We start from the raw sequence: 22,291 nt of genomic DNA, 5'->3' as shown, positions 1-22,291 counted from the left end.
AATAAAGAACACGGCTGCCAAGACAAAGCGATACACAGCAAAGACGGTCAGGCTCAATTTTTTCAAAATGGACAGGAACGTCTTGATTGCAAGCATGGCGACGATGAAAGCAGCGATGAATCCAATCGCGAAGATTGGGAAATCACTGCCGTTCAGGTGATCGATACTTTTGTACAGGTCATATCCCGTAGCACCAATCATAATTGGCACAGACACGAGGAATGTGAACTCCGCAGCGGCTACACGGCTTACCCCTGCAAAGAGACCGCCTGAGATCGTTGACCCGGAACGAGAGAAGCCTGGCCACAATGCCAAGATCTGAAATATACCCACCGCGAATGCCTGTTTGTAGGAAATATCATCGACATCATGGGTAGTAATCCGCCCACTCTTCCGACTCCAGCGTTCGGCTACGATCATCAATATACCACCTATAACGAGGCTGTACAGCACGGTTTCCGGACCAAGTAAGGTTTTCAGGCTGCCAAATACATGCTCAATTCCGATTCTTCTTTTATTGATTTCTTGATTATAGATTTTCAATTCAGGATCCAATTTACAGTGTCTTTTGGCTTTTAATGGCAACAGGCTATTCGGATACAAAGTATAAATCCCCTGATAGCCTTTATCTGCAAGGATAAAAGCCCCAAAAGGAATCTGGTTTAAATTGCGTTTGAACAACTCGAAATCATGCACTGCACCGCGACTGGTACATAAACTCAGAATTTGCTGAGTTTTGTAGTGAATCATGGCCTGTACTTTAAAGGTATGGGTCTTTTTCTTGCCGCTATAACTTTTCTTCTGTTTTTTTAGGCCTTTGGATTGGAATTTCCGTGGCATCCACGATCACAACATTCCAGTCGATGCCTTCGCCCTTGGGTAAATCTTTGGGTAAATTAAACAGATTGGACCGAATCAGGCAGTCTTCAACATGACGGATAATTCTTGAGGCTGTGGGCTCTGAAACCCCGTAACTCGTCGCAACGTGAAATAAGGTTCGGTATTCCCGCCAATAGCTCAGACAGAGCAGAACCTGATCCTCCAGGCTTAACTTGGGCGGTCTGCATTTGGCAGAGACATGCTTCTGCAATTGCTCAACCATCAAATAGAAAGTTGACCATGAGATGCCTGTGTATCGCTTGAACTGAGGATCAGAAAGCTTGTTTGAATCGATGTATTTCATCCGCAGATTATGCACGAATGCCAAGAAATCCGGAGTGCAAATATTAACCAAAAAGAAGATCGTTTTTTGATTTATGAAAGAGATCTATTATAAATGATAATCGACTAATTTATGTTAAGTGCTTTCAAGTTAATAGAGTTAAATTAATTTTCATATTTAAACTTAATTATTGTAGATTAGAGCTATGATGTTCTATATTTCTAATAATCGCCATAATTCTTCATGAATTCCTTACCATATATCCAAATTATTTAAATAAATTTTCCGCTTAAGTTATATTTTCTCTGTTTATTATATTTACAAATATTTTTTTGAATTACATGAATTAATTTGTCACTTTCTCTTTTTATATAAGAAAACTCTGCCATTTTTTTAGGTCCGAAGAAAAATAAAAAACAATCAGAGAAAATTCTAATATAATAATCAAGACCATATTTTTTAAACTTTGAATGAAGCTTGACATATTTTAAAGCTAAATTGCTAATAAATACTTTTTCAGTATTAAAATAACTTTTTCTGAAATCCTAAGATAATCTTTCTATTCTTACTCTAATTTGATCTTTATGCTCTAGCAGATAACTATCTGTCGCTTGAACATTTGTTCTATGCAATATCAAGTAAAATTCTAATTGACGATTAGAGTCTGATATCGGCAATTGATTGGCTTCTTCCTGTATAATCGGTTGATATTTTCAGGGATGTCATCAATTGGAAACGGTCCTAAATAATGCTCTCGATGTGGACCAAGCTGTGTTTTTACAATCAATTCAGGATTCTATTCCAAGTGACAACTTCTCCTTCCTCAGGGAGATGAGCTTGTTCTTTTGATGAACAGTCTGTAAGTGAGACAAGGCAGCCGGCTAAGATAAAGCATTTCTTTATTTGCATTGTTTTTCTCTTTAAGCTTTATTCTTGGATGGACTAGTTAAGGTTTATTTATAAAAAAACACAGATCTGTGCCAAATTTTATTTCTCTAAAGATTTAAGCGATTAACAAAGCAATATCAATTACAGCTAAACGACTAATTCATTATAAAAATAAAAATCTTTGAGGTAAGATTAAATCCAACATGATTAGACGTATCTAGATTTTATAGATACCCAGATAAGGATCAAAGCATGCAACAAGAAGTCATCATTGTCGGTGGTGGGATGGTGGGTTTAAGCCTCGCACTGATGCTGGCGAAAACCGGGATTGCGGTCAAACTGTTAGAAGCAATCCAATACCCAGATTATGATGATATCAATCTTGCTCCCTATCACTCCAGTTTTGATGCCCGTAACAGCGCTTTATCACGCCGTAGTGTACAGATTTATCAGGAGCTGGGTCTGTGGGATGCTTTACAGGAACATGCCACGCCGATTCTGGAAGTGAATATTACCGAACAGGGCAGCTTTGGTAAGGCACGTCTGATCGCTGAACAGGAAAAAGTCGAAAGCTTTGGTCAGGTGATTGAAAATGCCTGGCTCGGTCGCGTATTGCTGACACAAGTCAAAAAAGAGCCACTCATTGAACTGATCGATGGCGTGCAGGTGACTTCTCTCATCCAGGATAAAGACTTTGCTTATATTGAAGCACAGCGTGGCGAAACTGCTTTAAAACTGCAATCCAAACTGGTAATTGCTGCGGATGGTCGCGATTCTTTCTGTCGTAAGGCACTGGGTATTGGCGCATCGGTACACGACTATGATCAGGTTGCGATTGTCACAACCGTACAAACATCAAAACCGCATCAACATGTCGGTTTTGAACGTTTTAGTCCTTTAGGACCTTTGGCTTTGCTACCTCTGCCAGGCGAATACCGTCGTTCCGTGGTATGGCCAGTTCCTAAAGGTACCGAGCATGAATGGCTGGGTGATGAAAATGATCAGCACTTCCTGCATGCTTTACAACAGACTTATGGTGATCGTGCCGGAAAATTCCAAAAAACTGGTAAGCGTTTCAGTTTCCCATTATCGCAAGTCCTGGCAGAAAAGCAGGCGGTTGGTCGTGTGGTGTTAATGGGGAATGCAGCGCATACGATCCATCCAGTTGCAGGCCAAGGCTTTAACTTGTGTATGCGTGACGCTTATGTACTGAACCGTTATCTGGCAGAACAGCTGGAACAGGGGGCTGATCTGGGCGATGCTCAAATGCTGCAAGATTATGAAAAATCACGCTTGAAAGATCAGCAACGTGTGATCAAGTTCTGTGATTCAGTCGTACGTGGTTTTAGCAACCAGAATCCATTCCTGAAACTGATCCGTAATACCGGCCTGGTGGCTTTTGAAAATATTCCAGGCATCAAGCCACTTGTAGCCAACTATGCAATGGGACTCAAAGCATGACAGAACAAACTCAGGTATTAGATGCTGTCATTGTAGGTGGCGGGCTGGTTGGTGGCTTAACGGCATTATTACTTGCTCAATATGGCGTACAGACCACCGTGCTGGATGCTGCACCGATTTTAGATACTGAAAAGACACTAAGTGTTGCCAATCCACGCGTATTGGCACTCAGCCAGGCCACTATTCATTTGCTAAAAACAGTAGGGGTTTGGGAAAAACTTGCACGTCAGCAGCCATATACAGGTATGCAGGTCTGGAATAAAAATGGTTATGGTGAAATCAATTTTGGTCAGCCTTCCAAGAAAACACCAAAAGTCGAGCAGGCGCTTGGTTCTATGGTTGAGCCAAGTATTCTGAACCTGGCCATTCAGCAAAAAATGCTGCAAGAACTGAAAGATTACCGCACACAGGTCAAAGTTAGCCGGGTAGAACGCGGGGTAGGAGTCTGGATTGTACACCTTGCCGATGGTACCCAGCTCAAAACCAGATTGCTGATCGGTGCAGATGGTGCCAATTCCTTTGTCCGTGAACAGGCCTTTATTGACATTGATGTCCTGGACTATAAACAGGCCGGTATCAGCTGTGCCATTAAGACCGCACAACCCCATCAGCATGTTGCACGCCAGATTTTCCTGGAAACTGGTCCATTGGCTTACTTACCGATGGCCAGCCTTAATCTGGAAGAGCAGGGACATTGGCAATCGATTGTCTGGACTTTGCCGGATGATTATGCTGAAGAATATGCAGCCTTGTCAGATCAGGAATTTATCCAATTACTGACCCGAGAAAGTCATCACATGCTTGGTGAAGTGCTCGAAGCAAGCCCACGCGCAACTTTCCCGCTTAAAGCACGTGCGGCTCAGCAATATGTGCAAGATGGACTGGCCCTGATCGGTGATGCTGCCCATGTGATTCATCCACTCGCGGGACAAGGTGTCAATATTGGCTGTCTGGATGCGGCAGTGTTATGTGATGTGTTACTGCATGATAAAACGCGTGGCGTCTGGGCACATGAGCAAACCTTACAGCGCTATGAACATCTGCGTAAGGGGCAAAATGATGCCATGATGCACAGCATGTCTGCGATTGGCTGGATGGAAACCACTCAACTTTTCCCTGTGGTTTGGGCACGTAATTTGGGCCTGAAACAGGTTGAACAGCTGCCTGTATTAAAAGATGCTTTTATGGCGCAGGCCAATGGCTTGGGACTGCTCAAAGATACCCGCTACGCCGTCTGATCTAGAATTGTTATTTTTTAAACAATCATATGTAAAAAGAAACGAATTTGTTTAAAAAAGATACGATTTTTTAATATTTGGCACTAGGCGAAACACAAAGAGATTGCTAAATTTCAGGTAATTTACAACCTAGTTTAAATGCACATGTGATGGTCATTTGTGGGGGACATGAATATGACAGATATGAATGAATATGATGAAGCAGAAGATGCTGTCGTTGATGATGATGAAGCGAAAGCAGCAGAGAAAGGCGCTGCTGAAGGTGATGAAGTTGTTAGTGATACAGACGTTCTGGAAGCTGAAACATTGACTGTGACAGCGAAGCTAAAAAAGCGTCAGGCACTTGAAGATGAGGTGGCCGCGTTCCTGGCTCGCGGTGGTCGAATTACTGAAGTGCCGGCAGACGATTCAGTACGCGAATAAGTCGTCTACCTCCTGAATATAAAAAAACACCACAGATTACAGTGGTGTTTTTTTCTGCCTATCTTTCTTTGGAAAAAGCTATTTAGTCATTGGCACCCGTCAACTCAAGTGCACGTTGGTAAGCCACTTTCTTTTTGATACCGGTTAGGTCGGCTGCCAGCTGGGAAGCGGCTTTCACGGAAAGATCTTGTAATAAACGGAGTAACAGTTTGTCGAGTTTTTCCTGATCCATATCTTTTTCGACAGTCGCTCCACCCACTACCAGTACGATTTCACCTTTTTGCTGGTTAGCGTCCTTGGCAATAAACTCAATCAATTCACCCAAGGTCATCTTTCGGATAGTTTCAAACGTTTTGGTAATTTCACGGGCAAAGCCAACCGGACGATCAGCACCAAACACATTCGCCATATCTTTCACACATTCCAGAATCCGGTGCGGTGCCTCATAGAAAATCATGGTCTGGGTTTCATCTTTGAGTTTTTCCAAATTGAGCAGACGCTGGCTTTGTTTTGATGGCAGGAAGCCTTCAAAGCTGAAACGGTCACTCGGTAAACCTACTGCGCTTAATGCAGCAATTGCAGCACAGGCACCCGGTACAGGTATCACACGAATATTGTGTTCCTGTGCAGCACGCACGAATTTAAAGCCTGGATCACTAATCAATGGTGTACCCGCATCACTGATCAGTGCCATGTTTTCGCCATTGAGCAAACGTTGAATAAGCTGATCTATCTTGTTGCTTTCATTATGGTCGTGGCAGGCTGTCAGTGGAGTGGAAATATTAAAATGCTTGAGCAATTGCATAGAAGTTCGTGTATCCTCAGCAGCAATAAGACTCACCGACTTCAACACCTCAATTGCACGATAACTAATATCATCTAAGTGCCCGATTGGAGTCGCAACAACAAATAACTGAGCACTCATAGGTTTCTCCATGTGGAATAAACAGAATTATAAAAAACGGAAGAATATTAAAAAAATATTGGGTTTGAGCTTATTGGGCTGCATCGGCAGCGTGCAAGCGGAAATTCTGGTCATTCTACCCGAATCTGGACCTTTGGCGCGAGCTGCATCGAATATCAAACAGGGATTCATGAGTGCCTATATGGCATCCGGGCAAAAAGTGCCGATTAAATGGGTGAATTCTGATCAGAAGAAAATGTCACAACTACTGAAACAGCATGTCAATAAAAAGACGCAGCTCATCGTGGGGCCACTGGCACGTCAGGATATTGAAGCACTGGTTCAGGCCCAGCCCAAAGTCAAAACCCTGAGTCTGAATGACAGCATGAGCAGTTCACCTCAGCTCTGGCAGTTCAGTCTGTCTAAACGTGAAGATGCAATTGCTTTACAGAAGGTACTGACGAAGGATCGAATTCAGTATTTACAGGTACTACGTCAGCCCGGAAGTGAGACCGAGCATGAACTGATGTTGATGTCTTTGCTCAGTGTAGGGGATCTGCAAGTGGATATTATCGATATTGCACCAAAATCTTTGTCCTCTAAACAGGGTTTATTACTCATGGGCAATCCGGAGTGGTTGGCCGCAATGCGAAACCTGCCGAAGAAACGGCTTTATACCGTATCCAATGCGATTGACCAGCATATAACTTTGCCTAAAGGTATTAAATTTTGTGACGTACCTGCACTGTATACTCATGCCTGGCCAGATGTATTGAATGCCTATCAGCAGGCGCCGGTGCAGATGTCCTATCAGCGGTTAATCGCCTTTGGTGGAGATGCCTGGCAGATCAGTCAGCTGTATTTAAGTGACTATAAAGTCGAACAGCTACAATTCCAGGGTCGTACCGGACATATTCAGGTCAATGCTGAGGGACTGCGACGTATGCCCGCCTGCTTTGAATATACCAGCAAGGGCGTCAAGCTGATTTAACTATTATGCGTATCAGTCAGCAATTGGGAAAATGGGCAGAACAGCAAGCGCTTGCCTTGTTGCAGCATCATGGCTTTCAGTTGGTCCAAGCCAATTATCACAGCCGTTATGGTGAAATTGATTTAATCGTGCAACGTAATCAAGAGCTGGTTTTTGTTGAAGTAAAAGCACGGGCAAGTACAGATTATGCCAATGCACTCGAGTCAATTTCCCTTAGCAAGCAGCGGAAAATGATGAAAACTGCTCTTCATTTCCTGCAAAATCATGAAGAATTTCAGCATTTTTTCTGTCGTTTTGATGTGATTTGTTTTGATTTTAATCAACATTTTGCAAAAACCATACAGCATGATTTTTGCAATTACCTTTATGATTCGCAATGGATTGAAAATGCTTTTACTTTTGATCAAGAGTTTATTAATCTTTGAACAACACAGGCTTTTCTTTGTGCGGTTTTCTGTACAGAGATTATGGTAATGTTCAAGGAAAATAAAAGTTGATCAAGATTGCGCGACAGAATTTATTAAATTGAACAAAGACGTATTAAACAATAAGGAGTCTTGCTGAGTGGTTAAACGTATTGTAATAACAATGTTATGGGTCGCAAGTTTATCGGGCTGTGCCAGCTTTATTTCAGGTGGTACAGGCACGGCTCCTGTCGGTACGGATCAAGGGGCGCGTACCCTTGGACAGGTTTTTATCGATTCTTCAATTGTGCGTACTGCAAAAATTAATCTTTATAAACTTGATTCACGATTCAAACAGTCGCGAGTCAATATTGAGAGTTTTCATGGTCATGTATTATTGACTGGTCAGGTGCCAGATGCGCATCTGAAACAACTGGCTGAAGACAATGTCAAAGCCATGAGTGATGTGAAAGCCGTACATAACTTTATTACTATCGGTAACCAGATCAGTTATGGCACCATCATGCAGGATACCGCAGCAACGGCAAATACCCGTGGCCTGATCATGAAAGCGCCTGTAGTTGCAGACAGTAAGGTACATGTGCATACCGAAGATGGCGTGTTATATGTGATGGGCCGTCTAAACAATGCTGAAATTGCTGATCTTAATCAGGTGCTGGCACAAGTCGGTAATGTCACTAAAATTGTGACCCTGATTGATAATGTAGAAACGCTCAGCAATTCAACCAGCCAAAACTTTGCGACTACAGCTTCATCAAGTGCCTTGGTGCAAACTCCAGTTGCGATTGATCCTGATACAGTTGAACCAACTTATGCACAATAAGGTGCACTCTTTTAAAGCCAAGCTGTCGAGTCATCTGAACGTTGCAAGACAAATCTACCGGGATTTTCGCTTATATGATCTCGGTAGCTATGCGCTGAACCGTTTTACTCCCAAAGCAGGTTATAGCGCTGAACGGCATTTGGCCTATGGCCTTAAAGCGCGGCAGCGTTTTGATCTGTATCGTAGTGCACAGCCTTTGGCACATCGCCCCTTGATTGTCTTTGTCCATGGTGGTGCCTGGCTACATGGGGATAAGAAAGAATATCAGTTTATTGGTGAGGCTTTTGCCCGTGAAGGCTATGACGTGGTGGTTCCAAATTACCATCTGGCGCCAGAACATATCTTCCCGCAATCTGTGGATGACTTGCATCTGCTTTTGGATCATCTGCACACTGCGGCAGCAAAGCTGCAGATTTCATCAGAGAATATTGTATTGATGGGACATTCTGCCGGTGCGTTTAATGTGATGTCAGCGGTGTACTATCCGCAGCCGCATAAAGCAGAGCGGCTGGCGAATATCCGCGCTATCATTGGTTTAGCGGGGCCTTATCATTTTGACTATAAGGATGATCCGATCTGTGCTAATGCCTTTGATCAGGCAGTGCCTTATCAGCAGGTGATGCCACTGTACTTTGTACAACCTCAGCCTTTGAAGCATTATCTGTTTATTGCTGAAAAGGACGATATCGTGGGACATTTCAATAGTCATGATCTGGATCGGGTATTAAAGCAACATGGTAACCATAGTCATGTGATCAGTATTCCAAAGCTCGGACACATTACTATTGTTGGATCACTTTCCAGCCTGTTTAGCCGCTTCTTTGTAACCAAGTCTAGAGTACTGTGGGCACTAGAAGATGCATTTAAATAATTCATTCTATTGAATGTAAAAAGCCCGGATTTAATACCGGGCTTTTTGTTTATAAATTGGCTTACAACCAGGCTTGAGTATCATCAGCCACGGGCGTGCCTTGCGTGATATGCATAATCATAGAATGTGCAATGCTGCCTTTGAATGGAATTTCTGGCAGGGCATCCAGCTTAAAGAATTGTGCATCACTGATTTCTTCTTCCTGCAGTTTGATCTCGCCAGAAGCGTATTCTGCTTTAAAGGCAATCATCAGATTACTTGGGAAGGGCCAAGGCTGGCTGGCCAGATATTGAATATTTTTGACTTTAATTCCGACTTCTTCTTCCGTTTCACGACGGACTGCTTCTTCCAAAGTTTCACCGACTTCGACAAAACCGGCAATCAGTCCATACATCTGGCTGGTTTTATTACGGGCATTTTTAGCCAGCAAGATTTCATCTTTACCACGGGTAATCACGGTAATCACACAGGGCTGTACGCGTGGATATTGACGGTAGTGGCAAGCGGGGCAGACCATAGCATATTCTACGGCGTGGGCTTCGGTCGGTGTACCACAATGACTACAGAAACGATGATTGCGACGCCATTCCAGTAGCTGTACAGCGCGGCTGGCCTGTTCAAACTGGCGAACATTCCAGTATTGCAATAACTGACGGATCGGAACGAGTTGCAGACCTGGGGGGATCGGTTCATCAGGGAGGAGGTCACGGGCAATCACCTGATCACCCGTACCGAGCTGTATGTCACTTGCTAGCGCTTCCACTTGGGGAAGCTGGAGATTTTCATCGACTAAAAGTTGCTGTTGTTGAAAGATATACGCAAGTGACAATTTAGACATTAGGCTACAGTTTTCAGTTTTTGACTACTGTCCAATGCTACCTTAAACATTGACTGTAATACAGGCTGTTTGCTCTTTAAATTGTCAATGAGCATATCCGCGCTGGCGAGTGGATCAAGCACGCGATTGACGTCATCGGCACTGAGTGCAGTAGCAGATTCAATCCGGCTTTGGATAAAGTCAGCTGTTGTGCTTAGTGCAGCCTGACCATTTTCAGCGTTCAGGAACAGCATTGCACCCGCAATTTCACGGATCTGGTTTGGCAAGCTTTCTAATGTTTGCAGGTTCTGGTCCTGCAAGTAATTCATTAGGGTATGGCTTGCAAGTTCGATCAGGGCTTTGGTCTCGCTCAGTAAAGCAGCATGTGCTTCATCCAGACGATCCAGTGAAATATTCATGTTATTTACACGGAGCTGTAAACGGCTAGAGGTGTGATGACGTTCTAGTACCCCAATCGAGTTCATAGCAGACAAAATCACATTCATGAGCTGCTGGGCAAAACCTTCATCTTTCAACACTTCAGGTTGACTGAGTGAAGCAGCCTGACGAGTAAGATCATTAGAAGCTTCATTCAGGTTCAAAACCTTAAAGATGTTTGCCATGCTATTCAGCTGAACCTGTAACTCCTGAGTCTTTTCAGGGGTCATGTTGTGATAGTTGTATTCGATGTCATTACGGATCTGTGCCATTTCAGCAGTGACCAGATCACTGATGGTATGCATGGTTTCAAAATCAGGACCATATAAATGACGGCTAAATACCTGTAATTGGGTATCGGTCAATGAATCTTCACCGATATTCAGCTTGCTACGGATATGATGAGCAATGTCATCTTCCTGGCTGATACATAAGCTCAGTATATTCGCCAGGTCAGCAATGTTCGCCTTGAAACGGTCTGGGGCATTGAAATACTGTGCCATATTACGCTCAACACTGATCAGGGTGCGTAAACGTGGCTCGTTGATTAGGATCTCATCGATATGGTTGAACGCCACATAGACCAGATTCCAGTACTGTTTGCTTGGGTGCTGCTCAGAAAGACCTGCCAGATAAGTCCCCACCAGTTTGATCGCTTGTAAGTCCAGATCGCTTTCTTCCTGCTTAAGCAGTTTATTCAGCGATAGCTTGTACAGGCGATGCACATAAACAGACTTCTCCAGTCCAGGTGCTTGCGGCAGATCAAAATCAGGCGTGATCAGGTCGAGCAGGGACTCAATCTGATGGCCTTCAGTAGTCAGTGGCTTGCCCAGAGCAAGTTCCAGCCGGTTTAAAGTATCCAGCAAAAATTGTGGAATTTTGACTTCACGCAAGCAAATGAACTCGATATAGCGCTTCAGCATGGTCGTCCCTTCACTGAGGGCGATCACTTCTGCCGTGTTTACGTTGGCAGGATTCCCCATGATCTTGCGCATAAGCTCAGCAGAATATTGAGCGACTTTGGCCAGGCTTGGCATATCGATCAGTGCAAGAACTTGTGCGCACTGTTCGAACTGGTTGAGCGCATCATCAATCCCAAAAGGCAAGGTCTGATCTTCTACCAGTGTGCTGACTGCTGATTCAACCAATTTGATCGAATTATCAACCTCATTTTTTATTATCAGTAAAGCCGTAGGGTCAAAATGTATAGAGGTTTGGTAAGACATTGATCTGCACCTTTCCTGAAGTTTTATCTAATAGTTGAGGCCTGCTGCAACTGGCAGGACATCTTTGTATTTACTATAACTGAACTGTTATTTTTTTTAACATAAATTGTTAACTGAATAATGGATTTTATTTTGCGAAAAGGCAAGGCGCGCCATGTTTTTCTTCATATTGTTTGACCCAGTTCTCATGTTCGCTCAATTCTTCATCAGATGGCAAAATTACTGGTAGATCAATTTCAATTTTCACACTGCCTGAACTGGCATTTTGTTCTTCACTATGTGACAGGGCATCCATATCAAAAGAAACCTGACCACCGGTCATCGCCAGGTAAACATCGGACAGAATCTCCGCATCGAGTAATGCACCGTGGAAGGTACGGTCACGCTGCGGAATCTCATAACGACGTACCAGGGCATCAAGAGAGTTTTTCTGGCCCGGATGGCGTGACTTGGCCATCGCCAGGGTATCCGTGACTTCACAGACTTCTGATAGGGTTTGAAAACCAGCACGTTTGAACTCCATATCCAGGAAGTTCATATCGAAGGTCGCGTTATGCGCGATGATTTCTGCACCTTTCAAGTAATCGAACAGAACTTGAGAAATATCCTCAAATAAAGGCTTGTCTTGCAGGAACTCATCAGTAATGCCGTGGACATTAACTGAATCGCCTACCGGTTTTTTCGGATTGATATAAATATGAATCGAGCTGCCGGTGAGTTTACGATTCACCATTTCAATCGCGCCGATCTCGATAATCCGGTCACCATCCTGATAATAGAAACCGGTGGTTTCTGTATCGAGAATCAGCTGACGAGGACCAGATATATCTAATGTGGCTGGAGTAATCACAATCTGCGGATGCAATTGAGTCTCCACTAGCGCTTTTTCAGCAGCGACAGACTGATTGTTTAAGTGAGTTTCCATGGTCACTTCAGTTACATCTGCCATGAGTTCATCCATTTCTTCAGCTTCAACCAGTTCCAGGCCAAAAGGGTCATCCAGTAACCAGTCTTTTTCAGGCTTTTTTATATCTTGTATTTTTGTCTCAGTGCTTGCTGTAAAATGAATTGCTGGAACATGACGGGATTTTTCGCCATTTTTTAAGGCGAGATCCGCACCCAGATTAGCCAGCTGATCGGCCATTTCATTACCCTCATGGCCAGCATGTCCTTTGATCCAGTGCCAGTCAATCTGACGGCCCTGGCAAACTGCATCCAGCTGTTTCCATAAGTCAGGGTTTTTGACATCTTTCCAGTTTTTACGTTTCCAGCCTTCGATCCATTCAGTGATACCTTTTTTGACATAATTGGAATCGGTCCAGATCACCAGTTTGGCATCTTTGGGACAGACAGAAATCCCTTCTATGGCAGCCATCAGTTCCATACGGTTATTGGTGGTCTGAAGCTCGCCGCCATAAATTTTATGCTCATCTGAACCGTTCTGAATATAGGCACCCCAACCCCCTACAGCGATTTCCTTACCATTGCCGCGGCATGCGCCATCCACATACAGTGTGATTGTTTGAGACATAAACCAAATCCGATCAAAAAAGAACAAGCTGAGCGGGATATTGTATAACGCAAATACGTTTGAATAATCCATATCTCCGCGATTTTTTAATTTCTTGTAACATTTAACGTCAAATCGCGGTAAATTATTAGCTTGTGTCGTCGACATGCTTAATTAAAATGGCATATCTAAAAAATAAATTTTATACAAGTTGTTTGGATTTCTTTATGTATAAACCAACCGCATTCATGTGGCAGCCATCGTTACCTTCATTTTTAAAAGTCTCAGTTCTCGGCACTGCGCTTGCATCCTTAGGTTTAACGGGTTGTTCGACGACACAAAGCGCGGCAGGGTCCAAGCATAAACAAACAAGTTCGAATTATTTAGGCGCCGACAGTCTGGATAGTCTGGAAGATCTTTTATCCGCGACTGATATGCGTGCGGTAGAAGGAGACCGACTGTTGGTACTGAAACACGGTGATGTGTGGAAGCGCATGACTGTCGGTTTCAAGATGAATCTGGATGTCTGGAATCCGCGTATTGATGCCCAGCGTGGCTGGTTCGCATCACGTCAGCCATATTTAGAGCGTTTAAGTGCGCGTGCTTCACGTTATTTATATTACACAGTAAAAGAAGCTGAACGCCGTGGTATGCCGACTGAGCTGGCATTGCTTCCAGTGATTGAAAGTTCATACGATCCGGCAGCAACCAGTAGTGCAGCTGCAGCGGGTCTGTGGCAGTTTATTCCAAGTACCGGCCGTATTTATGGTTTAAAACAGACCTCGATGTATGACGGCCGTCGTGATGTGGTAGAGTCGACTCGCGCTGCTTATGAGTTTTTAGGTGCATTATATAATCAGTTCGGTTCATGGGAACTGGCTTTAGCATCCTATAATGCCGGTCCAGGTCGTATTCAGCAGGCGATTAACCGTAATAAGGCTGCTGGTTTACCAACTGATTACTGGTCACTGAAGTTGCCGCAGGAAACCATGAACTATGTTCCTCGTTTCATGGCAGTAGCACAGATTGTAAAAAGTCCAGCCAAATATGGCGTGAGTCTGCCGCCTATTGCCAACCGTCCGCACTTTCGTGAAGTCAGTGTTGGGGCAGCCAGCCTGAATGAAATTGCTGCGATTACCGGTTTAAGTCGGGCTGAATTGTATCAGTTGAACCCAGGGCATCGTGGAGACAGGATTGATCCGGACAGTCCGCGCCGTATTCTGATTCCAGCTGACCTGAGTCCATCCATTGATGAAAAACTGAAAAAGCTTCAATCCTCTTCTTCAGGTTTATGGGCAAGCTCTACCAGCAGTTTACCGAAGAATAATCAGACGATTACGCCAGTAAAAACCACGCCACCTGAGCTGAATAGCAAAACAATTACGCCAGCTAAACAGACACCGCCTGCAATCACGGCCTCAACCACGACAACTATTAAACCTGCAACGCCTGTAACCACTACTGCAAGCAAAGCGACGTCCCCAGCAACGACCACAGCGATTGTTACTGCCGCTGCAACACCAGCAGCTACAAGTACAGCCAAACCCAACCTGACTGCCCAAAGCAAGACCAGGGTCAGCACACCAAGAGGTTCTTCAGCTTTGGCTGATTTTGCTGCGAAGAGTGAATTACCTATTCCAAGTGCACCGCGTATTCCAGTTGCAGTGACGCCGGTAACACCTGTGCAACCGATTCAGGTTGAACCGCCAATTTCTGCAAAGGAACGTGAACAGATTCAGGCGGCGGTTGTGGCAGAGGAAATTCCAAAGTCTGTAGATGAAATCCTGAAACCGGTGGCGACAGCCGCAGAACAGGCAGAAGTGGTGGAGGAACTGAAAGCACTGGCACCTGCGGGTACCGAAATTGTCGATCCTTATGATGGCAAGATTAAGCTGACCGCGATTCAGACCAGCCTTTCTGTAGCAGAACAGCAGGGTAAAGAACTAACCAAAGGTTTCTCTTATCCAAAAGGCGTAGCGGAAAGTACCAAGGCAGATTCAGTCGAAGCGAAATTGAACCAAGGCAAGAATTACGTTAAAACAGATTCGGAAGTTGTGGTTGTTGCACCAAAAGGCAAGCGCAGTACCTACACGGTTTTACCGGGTGACAACCTGGCTTTGATTGCTGCTAAAAATGGAGTGAACTGGCGGGATGTGGCGAAATGGAACCAGATTGATCCAAATGCCACTTTATATGTCGGTACCACGATCTATCTTTATGATGCCAAACCTGTTCAAGAAGCATCAAAACCTGCTGCAAAACCAGAAAGCTATGTGGTACAAGCCAATGATTCACTCACCGGTGTAGCCAGCCAGTTTGGTTTAACGGTAAAACAGCTGGCTGACTATAATGGTTTGAGCACGACCAGCGGTCTATTTGTCGGTCAAAAATTATCTTTAAAAGAAACTGCTGCTTCTAAAGCGAAAGTTGAAGAAACCAAAAAAGCGGAAAGCAGTAAAGTTCAGACTAAGCCTTATACCGTTCAGCGCGGCGAATATCTGAAACTGATTGCAGACCGTTATGCACTTTCGAATGCGGAACTGGCTGCGTTGACGCCAGGTTTGACTTCAGGCAGCAACCTGATGGCAGGTCAAAAAATCAACGTACCTGTGAATGAAGCTGAATCTGCAAGCTCAGGCAAGAAAATTGAGCAGAAGTTTGAAAATATTAAAGTGGACCAGACTGCAACTGAAAACTATCAGGTAAAACGTGGTGAGACGCTGTATAGCATTGCCAATCAGTCCAAACTCAGTGTGGCTGAACTGGCAGCCTTAAATGGCTTTGCTGCCAATAGCGGTTTACGTATTGGTCAAACCATCAAGATTCCTGCGGGCAGCACTATGCCAGAGAATTATACTGTGCAGTCGGGTGATACCCTGACAGGAATTGCGACCAAATATAACCTGAGCATGGATCATCTGGCGAATCTGAACGGTTTATCCCGTAATGCTGGCCTGCGAGTAGGACAACGTCTGAAATTGACCGGAGATGCAGAAGCAGCTCGTGAAACTGTGACTGAGCAGGCGGTGAAAGGTGTGAAGTCAGACACCCACATAGTGAAATCAGGTGAAACCCTCAGTTCAATTGCACGCGAGTACAAGTTACAACTGAAATATCTGGCTGAGCTAAATGATTTGTCTGTATCGAGTCCATTACGTGTCGGAGAGCGTCTGAAGATTGATGGTGAGCTGCCAGAAACTAAAAAGGTAGATGAGATCAAAGCAGTGACCACGACTGTTTCATCTAAGGCCACAGAAAGCTATACAGTGAAGTCAGGCGAATCACTTAACGCGATTGCCAGTCGTCTGGGAATTACCACCACAGAACTTGCCAGTTTAAATAATCTGCGTGCTAATGCAGGCTTGCGTGTGGGCCAAAGTCTGCAAGTCCCTAAACGTATTATGGAATATAAAATCAAGCGTGGCGACACACTGATCGGTTTAGCCTCACGTTATGGCATGGACAGTAGTACACTGGCAGAAATGAATGACCTGAAACCGAATACTCAACTGCGTATTGGGGATGTGATCAAGGTTCCAAATCTCTAAAGCCGAAATGATACAGGGAGTATCTGAATGCCGTTTGCTGCTGCAAAGCGCCTGATTTATATCTGTGGAATTTCGGTCATTACTCAGGGGGCTTGGGCTGCACTGCAGACCACCCCTTATATCGCCATTCATAGTCAGCCCAAATATGCCGGGCTGACACATTTACCCTATGCCAATCCTGCAGCACCCAAAGGTGGCTATCTCAGCCAGTCTGCCAATGGTACCTTTGATAATCTGAATGCCATGAACGGCAAAGGTACAGCAGCAGATGGCGTGGAATACCTGTTTGATACGCTCATGGTCAGTTCCCTGGATGAGCCGGGCGTGATGTATCCCTTGCTGGCTGAAAAAGTCACCTATGATCCAAAAAAAACTGCCTATGTGATTTATCATCTGAATCCCAAAGCACGTTTTAATGATGGTACGCCAGTCACTGCAGAAGATATAAAATTCAGTTTTGATACATACACAACCAAGGGTAATCCAGGCTTGCAGATGTATCTGTCAGATCTGGATAAAACCGAGGTACTATCCAGGTACCAGGTCAAGATGAGCTTCAAGTCGAATAATAATTCGGAAATGCCGCTGATCCTGGCACAGATGCCGATCTATTCCAAAAAGAACTGGCAGGGCAAAGACTTTACTCGTATCACTATGCAGCCCATTTTGGGTTCAGGACCTTATCTGGTTGAAAGTATTGATGCGGGACGCAGCATTAGCTATAAACGCAATCCAAATTACTGGGCGAAGGATTTACCTGTTAACCGGGGTAAATATAACTTTGATCGCCTGAAGTTTGTTTATTACCGCAATATGGATGTTGGTTTTGAGGGTTTTAAGTCTGGTCAATATACCGTACATCAGGAATACACCGCACGTAAATGGGTAACGGAATACAATTTTTCAGCCATCAAGGACAAGATGGTGGTGAAATACAACTTCAATCATGAAAACCCGATTCCGACACAAAGCTTTGTATTTAATACCCGTCGTGTACCAATGCAGGATATTCGCTTTCGTCAGGCCTTAACTTATGCCTATGATTTTGAGTGGCAGAACAAGGCACTGTTTTATGGTCAATACCACCGTTTACAAAGTTATTTTGCTAATAGTGAGCTGGAAGCGAAGGGCATGCCTTCAGCTGAAGAATTGGCGATTTTAAAGCCTTATCTGGCTAAGTTAGATCCGATTCAGCGTGCTGGTGTGCTGAAAGACTGGAAATATCCAGTTTCGGATGCTTCGGGCTTTAATCGCAAGAATTTACTGGTCGCGCGGGAATTATTACTCGAGGCGGGTTACCGTTATCACAATGCGCAACTGACTGATCCAAAAGCTAAGCCGATTCGACTTGAGTTTCTAATTCATCAAGATGGTTTGCAACGTACTTTAATGCCTTTTATACGTAACCTGAAACGGCTGGGGATCACGGTGAATATCCGTCATGTCGATGTACCTCAGTACATTGAACGTATGCGCAGTAAAGATTTTGATATGACAACCAATGTCTTGCCACAATCTCTCAACCCGGGCAATGAGCAGGCACAGTTCTGGAGTAGTGCGTCAGCAGATCAGCCGGGTAATTACAATTATGCGGGTATCAAAAATGCTGTGATTGATGATGCTATTACTAAGGTGATTCAGGCACCGGATCGCCAGCAATTGGTGATTCGTACCAAAGTATTGGATCGTCTGCTGCGTGCTGGTTATTATCAGATTCCGACCTATGGGAAAGGCGGCAACTGGTATGCTTACTGGAATATGTATGAGCAGCCAAAGATCAAGCCAAAGCTTGCTGTTGGATTCGACTTCTGGTGGAGTAATCCACAAAAAGCTGCACAAGTGAGCCAATATTTACGTCGTCAAAAATAATAAGGAATATCACTGACAATGGGAACCTACATACTTAAGCGGCTCTTGCTGATTATCCCGACTTTATTTTTGATTCTGCTGATTAATTTCATTGTCATTCAGATTGCGCCGGGTGGACCGGTCGAACAGGCCATTCAACAGGCAGAAACTTTTCAGGGCATGAGCGGAACCACAGGTGCAGAAACTGCACAGTCCAAAAGCAGCTATCAGGGTGCCAAAGGCCTGAGTGACGAGATGGTGGAAAAAATCAAGGCCCAATATGGTTTTGATCAGCCCGCTCATATCCGTTTTTGGGAAATGCTGAAAAGCTATGTGCAACTAGATTTCGGCATCAGTTTCTTTAAAGATAAACCTGTAACTACATTATTGTTGGAAAAATTACCAGTTTCTCTGTCATTGGGACTGTGGAGTACTTTGCTGATTTATCTGGTCTCGATTCCACTCGGGATCCGGAAGGCGCGTCAGCATGGCAGCCTGTTTGATAAATCCACTTCGATGCTGCTCGCCGTGGGTTATGCCATTCCGGCTTTTGTCTTTGCCATTTTACTCATCGTATTTTTTGCGGGTGGTTCCTATTTCCAATGGTTCCCATTGCAAGGGTTGGTATCGGAAAACTTTGCTGAATTGTCTTGGTTCGGAAAAATTAAGGATTACTTCTGGCATATGACCTTGCCATTGCTGGCGATGGTAATTGGCGGTTTTGCTGGGCTGACTTACTTAACCAAATATTCTTTTATGGAAGAGCTGAGCAAACAGTATGTACTGGCAGCACGTGCCAAGGGCTTAAATGAATCGCGTGTGCTATATGGACATGTCTTTCGAAATGCCATGCTTATTGTCATCGCGGGTCTGCCGGAAGCACTGGTCGGGATCTTCTTTGTCGGTAACCTGTTTATTGAAATTATCTTTAACTTAGATGGATTAGGTCTGCTTGGCTTTGAAGCGATTGTACAGCGTGATTATCCGGTGATTTTTGGGACCTTATTTATCTTTACTTTGCTTGGGCTGATTCTGCGTTTGATCAGTGATGTGATGTATCAGGTGATCGACCCGCGAATTAACTTTGACTCGCGAGGTGCCAAATAATGTCACCGATCATGCGAGCGCGCTTGCAGCGTTTTAAGGAAAATAAACTCGGCTTCAGCTGCTTTATTATCTTTATCATTATTTTCATTTTGTCCTTAGGTTCAGAACTGATTGCTAACGATAAACCGCTGCTGGTGAGATATGACAGTTCACTGTATGTGCCGGCATTTAAGACTTATCCGGAAACCACATTTGGTGGTGTGTTTGAAACTGAAGCAGATTATAAAGATCCCGTCGTCCAGCAGTTAATCAATGCCAAGGGCTGGGCATTGTGGCCACTGATTGAATATTCCTACCAGACGCCAAACCTGGAACTGGCAGTGCCAGTGCCGTCTGAACCCACGTCACAAAACTGGCTAGGGACTGATGACCAAGGTCGTGATGTGTTGGCGCGAATCCTTTACGGTCTACGAATATCATTGCTGTTCGGCTTCGCACTGACCATCGCATCTGCAGTGATCGGCATTATAATTGCTGCGATTCAGGGCTACTATGGTGGCTGGATTGATCTGGCAGGGCAACGCGTTCTGGAAGTCTGGGGCGGCTTGCCGATGCTGTTTATGGTGATGATTCTGGTCAGCATGTTTACCCCAAACGTGTACTGGCTATTCCTGATCATGCTGCTGTTCGGCTGGACTACCCTGGTTGGTCTGGTACGGGCTGAATTTTTACGGGCACGTAATTTTGACTATGTGCGTGCCGCGCGTAGCCTTGGTGTTTCTGATCGCGCGATTATCTTCCGCCATATTTTACCCAATGCCATGAGTTCGAGTCTGTCACAGCTACCATTTATGCTGACGGCTAATATTACCGCACTGACAGCACTGGATTTTCTTGGTTATGGATTGCCACCTGATGCGGCTTCACTGGGTGAATTGCTGCTACAAGGCAAAAACAATCTGAATGCGCCGTGGCTGGCTTTATCCGGCTTCTTTACGCTGGCCATAGTTCTATCTTTACTGATCTATATTGGGGAGGCGACGCGTGATGCATTCGATCCAAGACGTCAATAACGCAACACCGCTTCTACAGGTCGGAAATCTGCAGATCAGCAGTCTAGATCAGGTGCTGGTACAGCAGCTGAGTTTTGAACTGTCTGCCGGGCAGACCTTGGCGATTGTCGGTGAAAGCGGTTCAGGTAAATCGATTAGTACTCTGGCAATCTTGGGTTTGTTGCCAAGAAATTTAAAGGTACAAGGCCGGGCGGTATTAGATGGTCAGAATTTACTGGCGCTTTCTCCGCTCCAATTACGTCAGATTCGCGGCAAGAAAATTGCCATGATCTTTCAGGAGCCGATGACGGCACTCAATCCCTTGCATCGGGTAGAAAAGATCATTGGCGAAACTTTGTTGTTGCAGGGCTGGTCTAAAGCCAAGGCACGAGAACGGGTGCTGGAGTTACTGAAGGATGTTGGTATTCCTGAACCTGAGGACAAACTGAGGCGTTATCCGCATGAATTATCTGGTGGCCAGCGCCAGCGCGTGATGATTGCCATGGCATTGGCACTGAATCCTGATATCCTGATTGCAGATGAGCCAACTACCGCACTCGATGTCACCTTGCAAGCCCAGATTTTACATTTGCTGAAATCTTTACAGGAAAGTCGGCAGATGGCGATGATTCTGATCAGTCATGACCTGAATCTGGTGAGACGCTATGCTGATCAGGTGATTGTCATGAACAAGGGGCGCGTTGAAGAGCAAGGTGGAGTACAACAGATCTTTAATTCACCCCAATCAACTTATACCCAAGACTTGCTCAATCATGATTTTGGTCAGGCACTGCCTTTAGCTCAGACTGAAACCTTGCTCGAACTTAAGCAGGTAGAAGTCAAATTTCCCATTAAACGGGGTCTACTGAATCGCATTAAGGGCTATATCACTGCTGTCGAGCCGCTCGATTTAAGCATGCTGCAGGGACAATCGATTGGAGTAGTAGGAGAAAGTGGTTCAGGTAAAAGTTCACTTGCTTTAGCCATAGCACGATTGATTGAAAGCCACGGTCAAATCCTTTTGGAAAATCAGGATTTGAATCAATTGTCTGAAAAAGCTTTGCGACCATTACGTAGTAATTTTCAGATCGTCTTCCAGGATCCATTTAGCAGTCTGAATCCGCGTATGACCATTGAACAGATCATTGGTGAAGGGTTGGGCTTGAAGGCGATGACCGAGGAGCAAATCCGTAGTCGTGTCGAGGAAGCTTTAGTGCGGGTAGAGCTGCCCGCATCTTTTAAAGACCGCTATCCGCATGAGCTTTCTGGGGGGCAGCGTCAGCGTGTATCATTGGCAAGAGCATTGATTTTAGAGCCAAAACTTTTAATTCTGGATGAGCCGACTTCTGCGCTGGACCGTACTACACAACGTGCAATTGTGAAACTGTTACGTCGTATCCAACAGGAAGAAGGAATTAGCTACCTGTTTATCAGTCATGACTTACAAGTGGTACGTGCACTCTGCCAGCAGGTTTTAGTACTGCATCATGCACAAGTTATGGAGGTTCAGGAGACTGAACAATTATTCCTGCACCCACAAACTGACTATACCCGCCAGTTAATTGCAGCCAGCCAATATTAAAACTACAAATCTTTTTAAATGAAATTGACATGGGTCA

18 protein-coding genes are annotated in these 22,291 nt (G+C 44.6%); 12 read left to right on the top strand and 6 right to left on the bottom strand.

Annotation, left to right across the window (positions count from 1 at the left end; genetic code table 11):
- Both ACS72_RS18875 and ACS72_RS17345 read right to left on the bottom strand, forming a co-directional pair.
- The coding region (locus ACS72_RS18875) for an undecaprenyl-diphosphate phosphatase (protein ID WP_155858015.1) at positions 1-840 on the bottom strand (840 nt) is incomplete at its 3' end.
- Complete coding sequence (locus ACS72_RS17345; protein WP_081405837.1) at positions 788-1,183, bottom strand: transposase family protein; 396 nt, start codon at positions 1,181-1,183, stop codon at positions 788-790. The genes ACS72_RS18875 and ACS72_RS17345, both read right to left, overlap by 53 nt.
- A 1,119-nt stretch (positions 1,184-2,302) precedes the next feature.
- On the opposite strand from ACS72_RS17345, the gene ubiH reads away from it, so the two are divergent.
- From ubiH to ACS72_RS06265, 3 genes are all read left to right on the top strand, one after another.
- Entirely contained in the window at positions 2,303-3,511 is a 1,209-nt protein-coding gene (ubiH, locus tag ACS72_RS06275; RefSeq protein ID WP_048881585.1) for a 2-octaprenyl-6-methoxyphenyl hydroxylase, read from the top strand.
- A complete protein-coding gene (locus ACS72_RS06270; protein WP_048881584.1) occupies positions 3,508-4,749 on the top strand; it encodes an FAD-dependent monooxygenase in 1,242 nt (413 codons plus the stop codon). Before ubiH ends, ACS72_RS06270 begins: the two co-directional genes overlap by 4 nt.
- Before the next feature lie 174 nt (positions 4,750-4,923).
- Positions 4,924-5,172, top strand: a complete 249-nt coding sequence (locus tag ACS72_RS06265; RefSeq protein ID WP_004810703.1) for a hypothetical protein — start codon at positions 4,924-4,926, stop codon at positions 5,170-5,172.
- An 82-nt stretch (positions 5,173-5,254) separates the two neighbouring features.
- Here the strand turns inward: ACS72_RS06265 and rsmI are convergent, their stop codons facing one another.
- Positions 5,255-6,097: a 16S rRNA (cytidine(1402)-2'-O)-methyltransferase gene (rsmI, locus tag ACS72_RS06260; protein WP_004810701.1), complete on the bottom strand. Its 843-nt coding sequence runs from the start codon at positions 6,095-6,097 to the stop codon at positions 5,255-5,257.
- A gap of 10 nt (positions 6,098-6,107) precedes the next feature.
- On the opposite strand from rsmI, the gene ACS72_RS06255 reads away from it, so the two are divergent.
- From ACS72_RS06255 to ACS72_RS06240, 4 genes are all read left to right on the top strand, one after another.
- On the top strand, positions 6,108-7,067 hold the full coding sequence (locus tag ACS72_RS06255) for a penicillin-binding protein activator (protein WP_048881583.1): 960 nt from the start codon (positions 6,108-6,110) through the stop codon (positions 7,065-7,067).
- A gap of 5 nt (positions 7,068-7,072) precedes the next feature.
- A complete protein-coding gene (locus ACS72_RS06250) occupies positions 7,073-7,492 on the top strand; it encodes a YraN family protein (protein ID WP_048881582.1) in 420 nt (139 codons plus the stop codon).
- 139 nt (positions 7,493-7,631) lie between these two features.
- Positions 7,632-8,315, top strand: coding sequence for a BON domain-containing protein (locus tag ACS72_RS06245; protein WP_048881581.1), 684 nt, complete (start codon positions 7,632-7,634; stop codon positions 8,313-8,315).
- Positions 8,305-9,186: an alpha/beta hydrolase gene (locus ACS72_RS06240; protein WP_004810694.1), complete on the top strand. Its 882-nt coding sequence runs from the start codon at positions 8,305-8,307 to the stop codon at positions 9,184-9,186. Before ACS72_RS06245 ends, ACS72_RS06240 begins: the two co-directional genes overlap by 11 nt.
- 61 nt (positions 9,187-9,247) lie before the next feature.
- Here ACS72_RS06240 and nudC read toward each other — a convergent pair whose 3' ends face one another.
- From nudC to dnaQ, 3 genes are all read right to left on the bottom strand, one after another.
- A complete protein-coding gene (gene nudC / locus ACS72_RS06235) occupies positions 9,248-10,024 on the bottom strand; it encodes an NAD(+) diphosphatase (RefSeq protein ID WP_008306319.1) in 777 nt (258 codons plus the stop codon).
- The gene (locus tag ACS72_RS06230; protein WP_004810691.1) at positions 10,024-11,667 is read right to left on the bottom strand and encodes a hypothetical protein; all 1,644 of its coding nucleotides are present in this window, start codon (positions 11,665-11,667) and stop codon (positions 10,024-10,026) included. Before ACS72_RS06230 ends, nudC begins: the two co-directional genes overlap by 1 nt.
- Before the next feature lie 127 nt (positions 11,668-11,794).
- Entirely contained in the window at positions 11,795-13,198 is a 1,404-nt protein-coding gene (gene dnaQ, locus ACS72_RS06225; protein WP_048881580.1) for a DNA polymerase III subunit epsilon, read from the bottom strand.
- A gap of 206 nt (positions 13,199-13,404) precedes the next feature.
- Between dnaQ and ACS72_RS06220 the strand changes: the two genes are divergently transcribed.
- The 5 genes from ACS72_RS06220 to ACS72_RS06200 are packed head-to-tail and all read left to right on the top strand — an operon-like array spanning position 13,405 to position 22,254.
- Positions 13,405-16,725, top strand: a complete 3,321-nt coding sequence (locus ACS72_RS06220; RefSeq protein ID WP_048881579.1) for a LysM peptidoglycan-binding domain-containing protein — start codon at positions 13,405-13,407, stop codon at positions 16,723-16,725.
- A 27-nt stretch (positions 16,726-16,752) separates the two neighbouring features.
- On the top strand, positions 16,753-18,594 hold the full coding sequence (locus ACS72_RS06215) for an extracellular solute-binding protein (protein WP_048881578.1): 1,842 nt from the start codon (positions 16,753-16,755) through the stop codon (positions 18,592-18,594).
- An 18-nt stretch (positions 18,595-18,612) separates the two neighbouring features.
- On the top strand, positions 18,613-19,680 hold the full coding sequence (locus ACS72_RS06210; RefSeq protein ID WP_004893663.1) for a microcin C ABC transporter permease YejB: 1,068 nt from the start codon (positions 18,613-18,615) through the stop codon (positions 19,678-19,680).
- Complete coding sequence (locus tag ACS72_RS06205; RefSeq protein ID WP_048881577.1) at positions 19,680-20,693, top strand: ABC transporter permease; 1,014 nt, start codon at positions 19,680-19,682, stop codon at positions 20,691-20,693. Before ACS72_RS06210 ends, ACS72_RS06205 begins: the two co-directional genes overlap by 1 nt.
- The gene (locus ACS72_RS06200; RefSeq protein ID WP_048881576.1) at positions 20,668-22,254 is read left to right on the top strand and encodes an ABC transporter ATP-binding protein; all 1,587 of its coding nucleotides are present in this window, start codon (positions 20,668-20,670) and stop codon (positions 22,252-22,254) included. The genes ACS72_RS06205 and ACS72_RS06200 overlap by 26 nt, the downstream gene beginning before the upstream one ends.
- The last annotated feature ends 37 nt before the right edge of the window (positions 22,255-22,291 follow it).

The organism is Acinetobacter sp. VT 511 (assembly GCF_001077515.1).
Classification (GTDB): Bacteria; Pseudomonadota; Gammaproteobacteria; order Pseudomonadales; family Moraxellaceae; genus Acinetobacter; species Acinetobacter schindleri.
The sequence above is the reverse complement of the archived record's forward strand: the minus strand, read 5'-3'. Positions and strand labels throughout refer to the sequence as shown.

What these genes read in the sequence shown, in the direction of transcription:
- nudC (WP_008306319.1), bottom strand. Translation starts at nt 10,024, where the DNA reads ATGTCTAAATTGTCACTTGCGTATATCTTTCAACAACAGCAACTTTTA.
- ACS72_RS06210 (WP_004893663.1), top strand. Translation starts at nt 18,613, where the DNA reads ATGGGAACCTACATACTTAAGCGGCTCTTGCTGATTATCCCGACTTTA.
- rsmI (WP_004810701.1), bottom strand. Translation starts at nt 6,097, where the DNA reads ATGAGTGCTCAGTTATTTGTTGTTGCGACTCCAATCGGGCACTTAGAT.
- ACS72_RS06220 (WP_048881579.1), top strand. Translation starts at nt 13,405, where the DNA reads ATGTATAAACCAACCGCATTCATGTGGCAGCCATCGTTACCTTCATTT.
- ACS72_RS06240 (WP_004810694.1), top strand. Translation starts at nt 8,305, where the DNA reads ATGCACAATAAGGTGCACTCTTTTAAAGCCAAGCTGTCGAGTCATCTG.
- ACS72_RS06270 (WP_048881584.1), top strand. Translation starts at nt 3,508, where the DNA reads ATGACAGAACAAACTCAGGTATTAGATGCTGTCATTGTAGGTGGCGGG.
- ACS72_RS06205 (WP_048881577.1), top strand. Translation starts at nt 19,680, where the DNA reads ATGTCACCGATCATGCGAGCGCGCTTGCAGCGTTTTAAGGAAAATAAA.
- ACS72_RS06230 (WP_004810691.1), bottom strand. Translation starts at nt 11,667, where the DNA reads ATGTCTTACCAAACCTCTATACATTTTGACCCTACGGCTTTACTGATA.
- dnaQ (WP_048881580.1), bottom strand. Translation starts at nt 13,198, where the DNA reads ATGTCTCAAACAATCACACTGTATGTGGATGGCGCATGCCGCGGCAAT.
- ACS72_RS06200 (WP_048881576.1), top strand. Translation starts at nt 20,668, where the DNA reads ATGCATTCGATCCAAGACGTCAATAACGCAACACCGCTTCTACAGGTC.
- ACS72_RS06265 (WP_004810703.1), top strand. Translation starts at nt 4,924, where the DNA reads ATGACAGATATGAATGAATATGATGAAGCAGAAGATGCTGTCGTTGAT.
- ubiH (WP_048881585.1), top strand. Translation starts at nt 2,303, where the DNA reads ATGCAACAAGAAGTCATCATTGTCGGTGGTGGGATGGTGGGTTTAAGC.
- ACS72_RS06255 (WP_048881583.1), top strand. Translation starts at nt 6,108, where the DNA reads ATGTGGAATAAACAGAATTATAAAAAACGGAAGAATATTAAAAAAATA.
- ACS72_RS17345 (WP_081405837.1), bottom strand. Translation starts at nt 1,183, where the DNA reads ATGAAATACATCGATTCAAACAAGCTTTCTGATCCTCAGTTCAAGCGA.
- ACS72_RS06250 (WP_048881582.1), top strand. Translation starts at nt 7,073, where the DNA reads ATGCGTATCAGTCAGCAATTGGGAAAATGGGCAGAACAGCAAGCGCTT.
- ACS72_RS06215 (WP_048881578.1), top strand. Translation starts at nt 16,753, where the DNA reads ATGCCGTTTGCTGCTGCAAAGCGCCTGATTTATATCTGTGGAATTTCG.